General features: G+C 69.8%; 13 protein-coding genes and 1 pseudogene. 6 read left to right on the top strand and 8 right to left on the bottom strand.

Going from position 1 to position 13318, the window contains the following annotated elements; genetic code table 11:
- The first annotated feature begins 75 nt into the window (after nt 1-75).
- The 5 genes from ACZ4UU_RS01225 to ACZ4UU_RS01205 all read left to right on the top strand — a co-directional run bounded on the left by ACZ4UU_RS01225 (nt 76) and on the right by ACZ4UU_RS01205 (nt 5612).
- Nucleotides 76-654, top strand: coding sequence for a TerD family protein (locus ACZ4UU_RS01225; RefSeq protein ID WP_468035806.1), 579 nt, complete (start codon nt 76-78; stop codon nt 652-654).
- A 62-nt stretch (nt 655-716) separates the two neighbouring features.
- Nucleotides 717-2738: a TerD family protein gene (locus ACZ4UU_RS01220; RefSeq protein WP_468035804.1), complete on the top strand. Its 2022-nt coding sequence runs from the start codon at nt 717-719 to the stop codon at nt 2736-2738.
- 224 nt (nt 2739-2962) lie between these two features.
- Complete coding sequence (locus ACZ4UU_RS01215; protein ID WP_468035802.1) at nt 2963-3964, top strand: TerC/Alx family metal homeostasis membrane protein; 1002 nt, start codon at nt 2963-2965, stop codon at nt 3962-3964.
- A gap of 129 nt (nt 3965-4093) precedes the next feature.
- Nucleotides 4094-4408 (top strand): hypothetical protein, encoded by a 315-nt coding sequence (locus ACZ4UU_RS01210; protein ID WP_468035800.1) that lies wholly within the window; start codon nt 4094-4096, stop codon nt 4406-4408.
- A gap of 103 nt (nt 4409-4511) precedes the next feature.
- Nucleotides 4512-5612 carry a calcium:cation antiporter gene (locus ACZ4UU_RS01205; protein ID WP_468035798.1) on the top strand — a complete coding sequence of 367 codons (1101 nt, stop codon included), beginning with the start codon at nt 4512-4514 and terminating at the stop codon, nt 5610-5612.
- A 26-nt stretch (nt 5613-5638) separates the two neighbouring features.
- On the opposite strand, the gene ACZ4UU_RS01200 is transcribed toward ACZ4UU_RS01205, so the two are convergent.
- Nucleotides 5639-6910 carry an MFS transporter gene (locus ACZ4UU_RS01200; protein WP_468036390.1) on the bottom strand — a complete coding sequence of 424 codons (1272 nt, stop codon included), beginning with the start codon at nt 6908-6910 and terminating at the stop codon, nt 5639-5641.
- Between the two features lie 95 nt (nt 6911-7005).
- A complete protein-coding gene (locus ACZ4UU_RS01195) occupies nt 7006-8052 on the bottom strand; it encodes a S66 family peptidase (RefSeq protein WP_468035796.1) in 1047 nt (348 codons plus the stop codon).
- A gap of 103 nt (nt 8053-8155) precedes the next feature.
- Here ACZ4UU_RS01195 and aroQ point away from each other — a divergent pair, with 103 nt between their 5' ends.
- Entirely contained in the window at nt 8156-8629 is a 474-nt protein-coding gene (aroQ, locus tag ACZ4UU_RS01190; protein WP_468035794.1) for a type II 3-dehydroquinate dehydratase, read from the top strand.
- Nucleotides 8630-8681: 52 nt separating this feature from the next.
- On the opposite strand, the gene ACZ4UU_RS01185 is transcribed toward aroQ, so the two are convergent.
- The 6 genes and pseudogenes from ACZ4UU_RS01185 to ACZ4UU_RS01160 all read right to left on the bottom strand — a co-directional run bounded on the left by ACZ4UU_RS01185 (nt 8682) and on the right by ACZ4UU_RS01160 (nt 13062).
- Nucleotides 8682-9410, bottom strand: a complete 729-nt coding sequence (locus ACZ4UU_RS01185) for an amino acid ABC transporter ATP-binding protein (RefSeq protein WP_468036389.1) — start codon at nt 9408-9410, stop codon at nt 8682-8684.
- Between the two features lie 35 nt (nt 9411-9445).
- Nucleotides 9446-10363 carry an amino acid ABC transporter permease gene (locus tag ACZ4UU_RS01180; protein ID WP_468035792.1) on the bottom strand — a complete coding sequence of 306 codons (918 nt, stop codon included), beginning with the start codon at nt 10361-10363 and terminating at the stop codon, nt 9446-9448.
- Nucleotides 10360-11244 carry an ABC transporter substrate-binding protein gene (locus ACZ4UU_RS01175; RefSeq protein WP_468035790.1) on the bottom strand — a complete coding sequence of 295 codons (885 nt, stop codon included), beginning with the start codon at nt 11242-11244 and terminating at the stop codon, nt 10360-10362. Before ACZ4UU_RS01175 ends, ACZ4UU_RS01180 begins: the two co-directional genes overlap by 4 nt.
- 292 nt (nt 11245-11536) lie before the next feature.
- Nucleotides 11537-11725: pseudogene (locus ACZ4UU_RS01170) on the bottom strand (MBL fold metallo-hydrolase); the annotation flags it as partial.
- 525 nt (nt 11726-12250) lie between these two features.
- The gene (locus tag ACZ4UU_RS01165; RefSeq protein ID WP_468035788.1) at nt 12251-12679 is read right to left on the bottom strand and encodes a hypothetical protein; all 429 of its coding nucleotides are present in this window, start codon (nt 12677-12679) and stop codon (nt 12251-12253) included.
- Entirely contained in the window at nt 12673-13062 is a 390-nt protein-coding gene (locus ACZ4UU_RS01160; RefSeq protein WP_468035786.1) for a hypothetical protein, read from the bottom strand. Before ACZ4UU_RS01160 ends, ACZ4UU_RS01165 begins: the two co-directional genes overlap by 7 nt.
- Between the last annotated feature and the right edge of the window lie 256 nt (nt 13063-13318).

Genomic DNA, 13318 nt, shown 5'->3' with positions numbered 1-13318 from the left:
GTGCCCCTGCGTAGGGTTCTGGTCATCCGCGGAGTCCGCGGCCAACAGGGGACAGCTCGAGAGGGGAAACAGCACGTGACCGTCAACATGACCAAGGGTCAGGCCATCAGTTTGCAGAAGGCCGACGGCGCCAGCCTGACCGCGGTGCGCATGGGTCTCGGCTGGCAGGCGGCTCCCCGGCGGGGCCTGTTCGGCACGCGCACGCGGGAGGTCGACCTCGACGCCTCCGCCGTCCTGTTCGCGGACAAGCAGCCGGTCGACGTCGTCTTCTTCCGCCACCTGGTGAGCGACGACGGCTCGGTGCGCCACACCGGTGACAACCTCGTCGGCGGCGTCGGCCAGGGCGGCGACGACGAGGCGATCCTCGTCGACCTCGCGCGCGTCCCGGTCCACATCGACCAGATCGTCTTCACCGTGAACTCCTTCACGGGCCAGACGTTCCAGGAGGTGCAGAACGCGTTCTGCCGTCTGGTCGACGAGACCAACGGCCAGGAGCTCGCCCGCTACACGCTCGCGGGTGGCGGCGCCTACACCGCCCAGATCATGGCGAAGGTGCACCGCACGGGTGCGGGCTGGACGATGACGGCCCTCGGCACGCCGGCCAACGGCCGTACGTTCCAGGACCTGATGCCCGCGATCCTGCCGCACCTGTAGGACCGGTAGGGCGGCCCGGCGGGCGGCACACGACAAGACAAGCGACACAGGGGGACGAAGGCATGACGGCCGAGCTGGTGCGGGGGCAGAATCACCCGCTCTCCCAGGCCCGTCTGGAGATCCGGGTCTCGGCCGGCACACCGGTCGTGGCCGCCGCCACGCTCGGCGACGAGCAGGGCAGGATCCACGGCGTCGAATGGGTCGCCCACCCCGGCGCCCCCACCCTGCCCGGCCTGGAGGTCTCCCGGCAGGCGGCCGCCGACCATCGCCTCGCGGTGGATCTGGACGCCATGCCGGACGCCGTCCACCGCGTCAGTGTGCTGCTCGCCCTGCCGACCGGGAGCGGCCCGACCCGGTTCGGCGCCGTCGCCACCCCCTTCGTCGCCGTCACCGGCCTCGACGGCACCGAGGTCGCCAGCTACACCATCACCGGTCTGGAGGCCGAGTCGGCCGTCGTCGCCCTGGAGCTCTACCGCCGCCAGGGTGCCTGGAAGGTACGTGCGATCGGCCAGGGGTACGCGGGCGGTCTCGCCGACCTCTTCGCGGACCAGGGCCTGGCTCAGGCCCATCAGCTCGCCGGCGGCATCCATGAAGCGGTGGCCCAGGGCATGGCCCGCTCGGTGCCGGCACCCCCGACCCGGACGGACGGCGATCGTTCCCGGCAGACGGCCGCACCGGCACTCGGCCCGGACCAGGGCGGCTCCGCACCACAGGGCGCCCCCGGTTCCGTGTCACCGCAACCCACCTCGCCCTACGGCACTCAGACACCCGGCGCGCCGGGCCAGCCAGCGCCGCAGCCGTCGTACCAGAGCGGAAGCGGCGCCACGGACCCCGCCCAGCCGTCGTCCGGCCCCACGTCCGGCGGCCCGATCAACTACAGCCACCCCGGCCGGCAGAACGCGGCTCCACCGCCGCCCCCGCCGACCGCGCCCCCCGCCCAGCCCGGGCAGCCCGCTCAGCCCGTCGCCGGCGACGCCACCGGCTGGTCCATGGACGAGCGGCTCTACAACCAGGTCTGGGGCATGTTCGAGGACCTGGCCCGTACCACGGCCGCCTATCGCAGCGCGGTCGACTTCGCTGACTCCCGTATGGAGAAGGAGCTCGACCAGGTCCTGTCGGACCCGCGCAGTCGGATCGGCGGACAGGGCGACGCCGCGCGCGAGGCCGCCCAGACCAAGCACGCCCAGCTCGTCAACCAGGCCCGGGCGACGCTCGACCGCGACCTCGCCCAGCTCACCGCCGAAGTCGAGGTGGTCGAGCCCGCGCTGCCTCCCGCGTACGCGGGCTGGGACAACCCCGTCTGGCACGGCTACCGCGTCCCGATGGAGATCCCCATGGCCCTGCGCCTGGGCGACCTCCATCTGCCCGAGAGCGCCGAGCTGCGGATCCCGATGCTGGTCAGGCTGCCGCTGGAGCGCGGCCTGTGGATCGACAGCGGACGCGGCGGATCGATCGACGGCTCGTTCACGGACTCCCACGACCTGCGGCGCCTCGCGATGGAGACGGCGGTGGCACACGCGGCACGGCTGCTCGCCGTCTATCCGGCGGGCGAGTTCGCCGCGCAGATCATCGACCCGGCCGGTTCCGGCGCACAGTCACTCGTACCGCTGGTGCAGTCCGGCGTGCTCGTGGCTCCGCCCGCCGTGGGCGCGGACGGTGTCGCGGACGTCCTCGGCCGGCTCACCCAGCGCGTCGACCTGGTGCAGATGGCGTTGCGCGGTGGAGCGCCCGACGCTCTGCCGCCAGATTTCGACACAGCCCAGCAACTGCTGATCGTCAACGACTTTCCGCACGGCTTCGACGACCGGGCCGTGAACCAGCTGCGCTACCTCGCGGACGAGGGTCCGGCCGTCGGCGTCCACCTGATGATGGTTGCCGACCGCGAGGAAGCGGCTGCCTACGGCCCGTTGCTCGACCCGCTGTGGCGTTCGCTGCTGCGACTTACCCCGGTGCCGGACGATCACCTCGCCGACCCGTGGGTGGGGCACGCCTGGACCTATGAGCCCTCGCTCGTACCGCCTGGAAGCCAGGTCCTCCACCAGGTCCTCACCCAGGTGGCCTCGGCCCGCGCCAAGAACCGGTAAAGACCCTCTGGCCAGCGAACTTGGTACTTCTTTTGCCAATCACTTTACCTTTCCTTGGTGATTGAGGTACTGTTTGTCCCACGGAGGGGAGTACTCCCTGTCTGCTGCGGCGTACCCGTCAATACGGATCAGGCCAGATCCCGGGGCGTCGGCCCATCGTGGGTGGAAGAGACCTCCGGCGCGCGACGACGCTGACATTTGCCGTTACGACTGCCGGAGGCGCAGTGGAAGTTTCCACGACCCTATGGGTCCTGACCATCGTGGGCCTTGCCGCCCTGATCGCGGTCGATTTCTTCATCGGCCGCAAGCCGCATGACGTATCGATCAAGGAAGCCGGGATCTGGACGATCGTCTGGATCGTCCTGGCAGGGCTCTTCGGACTCGGCCTGCTGATCTTCGGCGGCGGACAGGCCGGCGGCGAGTTCTTCGCGGGCTTCATCACCGAGAAGTCGCTGAGCGTCGACAACCTCTTCGTCTTCGTCCTGATCATGGCGAAGTTCGCGGTGCCGACCCAGTACCAGCAGCGAGTGCTGCTCGTCGGAGTCCTCATAGCCCTGGTCCTGCGGGCCATCTTCATCGCCGCGGGTGCCGCCATCCTCGCCAGCTTCGCGTGGGTGTTCTACCTCTTCGGCGCTTTCCTCATCTGGACCGCCTGGAAGCTCATCCAGGAGGCCCGGGCCGGCGAGGAGGACGAGGAGTTTGAGGAGAACAAGCTGCTGAAGGCGGCCGAGCGCAGGTTCGGTGTCGCCGACCGGTACCACGGCACCAAGCTGTGGATCCAGGAGAACGGCAAGCGGGTCATGACCCCGATGCTGGTCGTGATGCTGGCCATCGGTACCACCGATGTGCTCTTCGCCCTCGACTCCATCCCGGCGATCTTCGGCCTGACGCAGGACCCGTACATCGTTTTCACGGCCAACGCCTTCGCGCTGATGGGTCTTCGGCAGCTGTACTTCCTCATCGGTGGCCTGCTCAAGAAGCTGGTCCACCTCAGCTACGGCCTGTCGATCATCCTGGGCTTCATCGGCGTGAAGCTGGTGCTGCACGCGCTACACGAGTCCGGTGTCCATGTCCCCGAGATCAGCATCCCGGTCTCTCTCGGCGTGATCTGCTCGGTTCTGATCGTCACGACGATCACCAGCCTGAGGGCCTCCAAGAAGCAGGCGGCGGCCGAGGCGGCGCAGGAGAAGAGCGAAGGCGCTCCGAAGGACAGCATCGACGTCTGACCACGTCGGACGTAGGAAGAACCAACACCGGGAGTGGTGCCCAGCGAATTGCCGAGCACCGCTCCCGGTGCTTTGTTGGGTGCAGGGTGTCCCCGGCCGGGGACACCACGGCCGGGGGTGGAGGCACCTGTGGGCGCACCCGTGAAGTTCGTGCAGATCATCGATTTCGAGACCGAGCGCATCGACGAGATGCGGGAGCTGGCCCACGAGACGGAACAGCGCCTGGCGGGCCGCAGCGGCGGTCCCTCACGCCGTCTCGTCCTCAAGGACCGGGGCGTGCCCAACCGCTACCTCGTAGTGATCGAGCTCGACTCCTACGAGGACGCCATGCGCAACAGCGACGACCCCGAGACGACCAAGTTCGCGGAGCAGATGGCCGCGCTGTGCACCAGGCCGCCGTCCTTCACGGACTGCGACGTACAGGAGACGACCGATTTCGCGTAGCGACATACGCCCCACAGGGGCCCCGCATCCCGAGGGCGCGGGGCCACCTGGCCACCACACCGACCGGAATGCGAACCCCCCACCCCTCTGCGACGATCGCTCCATGATCGCCAGGCTCAGGCCGCTCGCCACCCGGTGGACGTACGTCGTGCCGGTGCTCGCGGTCGTCCTGCTGGTCTTCACCTGGGGACGAGACCTGCCCGGCGCGGTCGTCGCGCTGGTGACGCTGGTCCTGGCGGGCGCCGTCCTGGCCGCCGTGCACCACGCCGAAGTGGTCGCCCACCGGGTCGGCGAACCCTTCGGCTCCCTCGTCCTCGCGGTCGCCGTCACCATCATCGAGGTCGCCCTGATCGTGACCCTGATGGCCGACGGCGGCGACAAGAGCTCCACCCTCGCGCGGGACACGGTCTTCGCGGCGGTGATGATCACCTGCAACGGCATCGTAGGCCTGTGTCTGCTGGTCGCCTCGCTGCGGCACGGCACGGCGGTCTTCAACCCCGAGGGCACCGGCGCCGCCCTCGCGACCGTGGCCACCCTGGCCACGCTCAGCCTGGTGCTGCCGACGTTCACCACGAGCAAGCCCGGCCCGGAGTTCTCCACCGTCCAGCTGACGTTCGCCGCGCTCTCCTCGCTGATCCTCTACGGCCTGTTCGTGACGACACAGACCGTGCGCCACCGTGACTACTTCCTCCCCATCACCCGGCAGGGCGAGGTGATCACCGTGGACGCCCACGCCCACGCGCCCTCCCAGCGCACGGCCTTGACCAGCCTGGCGCTGCTGGGCCTGGCCCTGATCGGTGTGGTCGGTCTGGCCAAGGGCGTGTCGCCGACCATCGAGTCCGGGGTGGCCGCCGCCGACCTGCCGCATGCCGTTGTCGGCGTGATCATCGCCCTGCTGGTGCTGCTCCCCGAGACGATCGCCGCGCTGCGCTCCGCCCGCCGAGACCGGGTGCAGACCAGTCTGAACCTGGCGCTCGGCTCGGCTATGGCCAGCATCGGCCTGACCATCCCCGCGGTCGCCCTGGCCTCCGTCTGGCTCTCCGGCCCGCTGGTCCTCGGTCTCGGGCCCACCCACATGGTGCTGCTCGCCCTGACGGTGGTGGTGAGCTCACTGACGGTGGTGCCGGGCCGGGCGACACCGCTCCAAGGCGGCGTCCACCTGGTGCTGTTCGCGGCCTACCTGGAGCTCGCGATCAACCCGTAGCCGACACGGAGATGTCCCGGAGCCCGTCACCCGGTGGCGGGCTCCGCCGCCGCAGCCGGCACCGGACGAGTTTCGGGCAGCAGCGCGAAACACACCAGACTGAGCAGCGCGACCCCGGTCATGTACGCCCCCACCCCCCAGGGCACCCGACCGCCCCGGTCGGCGAGTGCGGTCGCCACGATCGGCGTGAGCGCGCCGCCGAGGACGCCGCCGAGGTTGTAGCCCACCGCGGCGCCCGTGCAGCGCACCCGGGGCTCGTACAGCTCCGGCAGATACGCGGCGATCACCGCGAACATCGTGATGAACGCGATCATCGCCCCGAGGAAGCCGAGGAACATCAGCAGCGGCTCGCCCGTGGCGAGGAGCGCGACCATCGGGAACATCCACAGGGCGGTGGCAGTGCACCCGATCAGACACAGCGGGCGCCGCCCGTGGAGGTCGCCGAGCCATGCCACCAGCGGGGTGAGCGAGCCCTTCACCAGCACCGCGCCCATGATGCAGGTCAGCATGACGCTGCGGCTCACGCCGAGGCGCTCGGTGGCGTACGCGAGGGACCAGGTCGTCACGGCGTAGAAGACCGCGTAGCCGATCGACAGCGCGCCGGCCGTCAGCAGAACGAGCCGCCAGTGGTCGCGCACGACCTCGGCGAGCGGCACGCGCGCGTGGTCGTCGATCTCGAGGAAGCGAGGGCTCTCGGCGAGCGACGACCGCAGCCACAGCCCTACCACCGCGAGCACCCCCGCCGCCCAGAACGGCACCCGCCATCCCCACGCGGCGAACTGCGCCTCGGACAGCGTCGCCGACAGGCCCAGCACCACTCCGTTGGCGAGCAGAAAGCCCAGCGCGGGCCCGACCTGCGGGAAGCTCGACCACAGCCCGCGCCGCCCGGCGGGCGCGTGCTCCACCGTCAGCAGCACGGCCCCGCCCCACTCCCCGCCGAGCCCCAGCCCCTGGAGGAAGCGCAGCACGAGCAGCAGCAGGGGAGCGGCCACCCCGATCGTTTCGTACGTCGGTACGCAACCGACCGCGACCGTGGAAGCGCCGGTCAGCAGCAGCGAGGCGACGAGGACCGGCCGGCGTCCGCGCCGGTCTCCGATGTGCCCGAACAACACCGACCCCAAGGGGCGCGCCACAAAGCCGACGCCGAACGTCGCGAAGGCGGCCAGTGTGCCCGCCACCGGCGAGAACGTCGGGAAGAACAGCGGTCCCAGGACCAGGGCCGCCGCTGTCCCGTAGACGAAGAAGTCGTAGAACTCGATGGCCGTCCCGGCGAGCGAGGCGGCCGCGAGCCGCAACATGGAGGGCGCCCTTACGGTGCGTACGTCGCGCATGCCGCGTCAACTACCCACAGTGATCGCGGGTTACGGGGGCGCGCGGGGGCGGTCGGGCCCCGTCAGTATGTGACGGTGATGCGCCGGGAGGGGCCGTCGACGCGCACGACGCCGCCGTATGGGATCACCAGTTGTGGGTCGGTGTGCCCGAAGTCGACGTCGAAGACGATCGTGGTGTCGGGGGCGTAGGCACGCATGGCGCGCAGGACGGCCTCACGCTGCTCGGCGGCGTAACGAGCGGCCTCCTCGGGGCTGTTGGGGCGCTCGAAGGACCAGGTCTTCGCGCGGCCCATCAGCAGCGCGGAGAAGCGGTGCAGCAGCCCGCGCTCGCCCATGTTCCGCAGGGTGCGGAAGACCTCTTCGCCGCTCGGCATCTCCTCGGAGGTCTCCAGGAACAGCACCCCGCCGTCGTACTCCGAGAGGTCGCGCGCGATCTCCCGGTCGGCCATCAGCAACCAGCCGAGGATCTCCAGACAGCCACCCCAACTGCGGCCCTCCACCACCCGGCCGGCGTTCACCCACGTCCACCCATCGGCGGGCCGCGTCTCCGGCTCAGCGTCGAAGGTCGCGGGGTCGGCCCAGTCGCGGTTGACGTCGTTCCAGCGCTCGGCGGGCCTGAGTTCGTACTCGCCCGAGGTGAACAGCGCCGTCCGCAGTGACTCGGCGGTCAGCTGATCCATGGCGACAGGGCGGCCCAGTGCGGTCATGACGGTCGCGCCGTGATAGCCGACGATCCCGGTGTTGCGCAGGAACATGAGCAGGTTCGTGTTGTCGCTCATCCCGAAGAACGGCTTCGGGTTCGCCCGGATCAACTCCCGGTCCAGCAGCGGCAGCACGGTGATCTGGTCGTCGCCGCCGATGGACGCCATGACTGCCTTGATGTCCGGATCGGCGAACGCGGCGTGGATGTCGTCGGCCCGCTCCCGCGGCGTCGAGCCCATCTTGCGGGTCGCCGGATACTCGACCGGTTCGAGCTCGTAGGCCTTGCGCAACCGCTCCAGGCCCAGTTCGAAGGGGCGCGGGAAGAGGCCGGGCAGGCCCGCGCCGGGCGAGATGACGGCCACGCGGTCGCCCGGGGAGGGCTTGGGAGGGTACGAGATCATGGTCATACCAGGAGGGTAGGGCGCGCGTCGTGACCCACGCACCGTGATAAACCGGGGTCTGAGCAGCGGTCATCGACGGACCGCCGACCCCGAACGGACCGGAGGAACCGTGCCCCGCACCCTGGCCCACGCCCCCATCCTGATCCTCAACGGCCCCAACCTGAACCTGCTCGGCCAGCGCCAGCCGGAGATCTACGGCTCCGAGACCCTGGCCGACGTCGAGGCCCTGTGCGCCAAGACGGCGGCCGCGCACGGCGCCGCGATCGACTTCCGGCAGTCCAACCACGAGGGTGAGTTGGTCGACTGGATCCACGAGGCGCGGCTCAACCACTGCGGGATCGTGATCAACCCCGGCGCCTACTCGCACACCTCCGTCGCCATCCTGGATGCGCTCAACACCTGTGACGGCCTTCCGGTGTTGGAGGTCCACATCTCCAACATCCACAAGCGTGAGTCGTTCCGGCACCACTCGTACGTCTCCCTGCGCGCCGACGGGGTCATCGCGGGGTGTGGTGTGCAGGGGTACGCGTTCGGCGTGGAGCGGGTCGCGGCACTCGCGGGGGCGGGGCAGGCGGCCACGTGACGTGGTTGTGAGGGCTGACATGTAAGGACCGGCCTGCCATGGCGAGCGGTCCTTACAGGCGACCGGCCTCCACGATCCGCCGCAGGAAGCGCTGTGTACGTTCCTGCTGCGGATCCCCGAAGATCTGCTCGGCCGTCCCGCGCTCCAGAACCACCCCTCCGTCCAGAAAACAAACCTGGTCGGCGACCTCCCGCGCGAACCCCATCTCGTGCGTGGCCAGCACCATCGTCATTCCGTCCGCCTTCAAGTCACGGATCACGGCGAGGACTTCGCCCACGAGCTCCGGGTCGAGAGCCGCGGTGACCTCGTCGAGCAGCAGCAGCCGAGGCCGTACGGCCAGGGCGCGCACGATCGCCACCCGCTGCTGCTGGCCGCCGCTCAGCCGGTCCGGGTACTCGGCGGCCTTGTCGGCCAGCCCGAGCCGCTCCAGCAGCTCACGCGCGCGTGCCTCGGCCTCCGCCCGGGACGCGCCGTGCACCCGGCGCGGGGCGAGGGTGATGTTCTCCAGCACGGTCATGTGCGGGAAGAGGTTGTACGCCTGGAACACCACGCCGATACGGCGCCGTACGGCGTCCTGGTCGACACGCGGATCGGTGATCTCCTCGCCGTCCAGCCAGATGGCACCGTCGTCGATGTCCTCCAGAAGGTTCGCGCACCGCAGCAGTGTCGACTTGCCGGAGCCGGAGGCGCCGATCAGAGCGGTCACCGTGTGCGGGGCGACCCCCAGATCGACGTCCCGCAGCACGACCGAGTCGCCGAAGGTCTTGCGGACGGACTCCATCCGCAGCACAGGTGTGGTGTTCACGGCCGCGTCGCTCACAGGGCTCCTCCTTGGGCGCGCCTACGGTCCATCCGGGCCGTCACCCAGTCCGTGAAGCGGGTCATGGGAATGGTCAGCGCCACGAAGACCAGGCCCGCGACGATGTACGGCGTGTAGTTGAGGCTGCGGCCCACGATGATGTCCGCGGCCCGCACGGCGTCCACCGCGCCGCCGATGGACACCAGACCGGTGTCCTTCTGCAACGACACCAGGTCGTTCAGCAGGGGCGGCACCTGACGGCGAACGGCCTGGGGCAGGACGACGTGCCGCAGCGCCTGCCGGTTCGTCAGACCGAGTGAGCGCGCCGCGGCCCGCTGGGACGGGTGGACGGACTCGATGCCCGCGCGGAACACCTCGGCGACGTACGCCGAATACGTCAGCGTCAGTGCCGTACCGCCCAGCAGCACCGGGTCGACGGTCACGCCCTGCAATCGCAGCGCGGGAACGCCGAGCACGACGATCATGAGGTTAATGATGAGCGGAAGACCCCGGAAGAAGTCCGTGTACGCGGCAGCCAGTGCCCGCAGCGGGAAGAACACCGGTCCGCGCAGCGTACGGGCGACGGCGATGAGCATCCCGAGGACCAGCACCGCGGCGCCACAGATCAGCAGCAGCCGCACGTTGAGCCAGAGCCCTTCGAGGACCTTGGGGAACGCCTCGCGCGCGTACTGCGCGTTGAAGAACGTCTCCTTGGTGCGCGGCCAGCCCGGCGCGTTGACCACGACCAGGTAGAGGACGACGGCCGTGACCAGGGTGGAGAGGGCCGCTATCGCGGTGGCACGCCGCGCGCGGGCACGCTTGTGTCGCTCGCGGTCGAGGCGCCGCTGCGAGGGGACGTAGCCGTCGCCCCCGCCGGGCTCGCCACCGTTGTCGTCCGCGCCCTCCCGGCCGGACTCCTCCTTGATGACGGTCACTTGAGCACCGGGGCGTCGACGGCGTCCGACAGCCACTGCTGCTCCAGTTCGGCCAGGGTGCCGGCCTCGCGCAGGGTGTCCACGGCGTCCGTCACGCACGCGGTGAGGGCGCTGCCCTTGTCGAGTACGAGGCCGAACTGCTCCGTGGTGCCGCCCTGGTTCGCGAACTGGCCGACGATCGTCGCGTCCGTCACCTCGGCGGCGGTGATGTAGAAGGCGGTCGGCAGGTCGACCACGATGGCGTCGACCTGGCCGTTCTTCAGCGCGGACTTGGCCTGGTCGTTCTTGGCGTACGCGGCGGCCTCCTGCGTCGGCTTCACCACGTCGTCGATGTAGCCGAGACTGGTGGTGCCGACCTGCGCGCCCAACTTGAGGCCCTTCAGGTCCGCCACGCTCTTCGCCTGGGCGGCCTTGCTGCCCTTCAGCGCGACGACGGCCTGGCGGACGTCGTAGTAGCCGGAGGAGAAGTCCACGGCCTTCCTGCGCTCGTCGCTGATCGACACCTGGTTGATGTCGAAGTCGAAGGTCTTCTCGCCGGGCGCGAAGGCCTTGTTGAACGGCACGCGCTGCCAGACGACGGCACTCTTGTCGTATCCGAGCTGCTTCGCCACGGCGTACGCGACGGCCGACTCGAAGCCCTCACCGTTGGCCGGTTCGTCGTCCTTGAACCAGGGCTCGTACGCCGGCTCGTCGGTGGCGATCGTCAGCTTGCCGGTGGTTTGCGTGGCCAACTCGCCCTTGGCGCAGGTTTTCCCGGCCGACCCCGACGGAGCGTCGGCGGCCTTCTCGTCCGGCTGTGGAGCACAGCCGACAGCGGTGGCGAGCAGGGCGGTCGTGGCGACGGCGACGGCGTGGCGCAGCGCGCGAGCGGCAAGAGGCATGCCGGGAGATTGGCAGGACGCCGTCGTGTTTGTCGAGGTCACGACGGTCGGTTTTCGCATAGTGGGAACGGGTGTTGCGTTCTTGTGAACAGTTCTCTGGGAAGCCGCCGGGGTCGCCGGCCGAGGGCGGGGATGAAGGCCGGCGACCCGTACCGCTCAGGAGCCGTCATCCTGTGCGGGGCTGCTTCCAGTTGACTGCGCAACTACGCACGCCGGGAGCGCGCGCATGACACCGGCGCGTGTGAAGGATTCACACGGGGCGCGTGCGCGGGGCCGCGCTCCCGGCGTGCGGTCACCAGCCCCGCGCGTGCCACTCCGGCAGATGCGGCCGCTGCGCGCCCAGCGACGTGTCGTTGCCATGCCCCGGGTAGACCCATGTCTCGTCCGGCAGGGCGTCGAAGATCTTCGTCTCCACGTCGTGGATCAGACTGGCGAACGCCTTCGGGTCCTTGCGGGTGTTGCCCACACCGCCGGGGAACACCAAAGCTCACCGGGTAACACGGCAAATGTGACCGCCAACCCGGCTGTGCGATGTGCGGGCTATCGAAGCGGCAACGGCGCCCCCGGCTTGGATGGCCAGTGCGGGGATCGGACGGAGGGCGACCGCGGCCGCAGCTGCAATCTGTGAGTTGCTGGGGCGCTCGGCAGGCGTCGCAGGGTCGGGACGGGAAACGGTGCTTGACGAACGCTGTGTGTCGTCCCTGGGTGAAGCGCCTAAGTGTGGCTGCGGGGCCAGCCATGCATGGGCCGGTGGTTGCCGAAAGTGTTGCCATGCTTCCACGATTCCATCGCGAGGAGTCCCCGATGCGCATTTCTTCCCGAATGCCTCTGAAGCGGCTTTCCGCTCACTTTGTGTGCATCTTTGTAATGCTCATCTGGAGCAGGGGACCTGTCCCCGAGTGGTGGTCAGGACCACGGTCGGCCGGTGCAGGTTTGCTCTCCCCGTGCCTCCCCCAACGCGCGCATGCGCACCGTGCCCGCGCATCCACGTCGGCGGCGGCATCACTCACTGGCGAGTTCGCCATGGCGCAACCTTCGCCCGGCGCCCACGGGGGATGATCGTGCGCCCGCCACACGGCCGCGCGATCCCGTCAGGCAGTGCTGCCCGTGGCATCGTCGGGCGCAACCCGAACGAGGACCTTCCCGCGGCTGTCCCCCGGAAGATGCGTGCAAGCGCCTCCGGCGCGTTCTCCAGACCGTCCAGGACAACCTGTTCGTGCCGCAGCCAACCGTCGCCGGGCCGGACGGCCAATTCCCGGGTGATCTCGTCGAAACGGTCGGCATGGTCGGTGACCAGGAATCCGCGCGCGGTGGCGCGCTGCTCGACCAGCTCGACCAGGTTGCGGATGCCGGGACGCTGGGCGGGGTCGGCGCTGTAGTCGGCGATCATCTGGCACGTCGCGATTCGCGCTCCGGTGTTGATCCTGCTCAGCACATGGTCCAGTATCCTCCCGCCGACGTTTTCGATGTCCGCGTCGATGCCGTCGGAGGTGGCCTCGTCGAGCCGGTCGCGCCAGTGCGGGTCGCGTCGGGCGACGCAGGCGTCGAATCCCAGCTCCTCGACGACGCAACGGCATTTCTCCGGCCCCCGGCCAGCCCGATCACCCGCGTACCGCGCTCCTTCACGAGCTGGCCGGCGATCGACCCCACCGCTCCGGCGCCCGTGGAGACCACGACCGTCCGACCTGGCTGAGGGTCGGCGATCTCCACCGCGAGCCACGCGGTGATGCCCAGCACGCCCAGCAGGTCCTCCAGCGGTGCGGGCAGGGGATCGGGCAGTACGGTGAACGGCGTCTCGAGCTCGTGGTCATCGGCCACCTGGTAGTCCTGCCAGCCGGTCCACCCCAGCACCGCCGGACAGCGAACAGCAGGACGACAGCGGTCGCCCGATTCCGGAACCTGTGAGCGATACGGACGCCCGGCTCGCCTTTGTGGCCGTCACTCGCGCCCGGCGCCACCTGGACCTCGGCGGACTCGAATGGATCGAGGCCTATCCGACTGCTGCCAATGGCCGGTCGGCGCGGGAGAAGGCGCAAGACCCGGCTGCCGTCGGGGGGCCGTGCGCCGCGCAGGC

The sequence above is a fragment of the Streptomyces sp. NPDC028907 genome, from assembly GCF_055564995.1.
Note: the sequence above shows the minus strand (reverse complement) of the source record. Positions and strands in the feature narration are given on the sequence as shown.

What these genes read in the sequence shown, in the direction of transcription:
- ACZ4UU_RS01220 (WP_468035804.1), top strand. Translation starts at nt 717, where the DNA reads ATGACGGCCGAGCTGGTGCGGGGGCAGAATCACCCGCTCTCCCAGGCC.
- ACZ4UU_RS01205 (WP_468035798.1), top strand. Translation starts at nt 4,512, where the DNA reads ATGATCGCCAGGCTCAGGCCGCTCGCCACCCGGTGGACGTACGTCGTG.
- ACZ4UU_RS01200 (WP_468036390.1), bottom strand. Translation starts at nt 6,910, where the DNA reads ATGTTGCGGCTCGCGGCCGCCTCGCTCGCCGGGACGGCCATCGAGTTC.
- ACZ4UU_RS01195 (WP_468035796.1), bottom strand. Translation starts at nt 8,052, where the DNA reads ATGACCATGATCTCGTACCCTCCCAAGCCCTCCCCGGGCGACCGCGTG.
- ACZ4UU_RS01185 (WP_468036389.1), bottom strand. Translation starts at nt 9,410, where the DNA reads ATGGAGTCCGTCCGCAAGACCTTCGGCGACTCGGTCGTGCTGCGGGAC.
- ACZ4UU_RS01175 (WP_468035790.1), bottom strand. Translation starts at nt 11,244, where the DNA reads ATGCCTCTTGCCGCTCGCGCGCTGCGCCACGCCGTCGCCGTCGCCACG.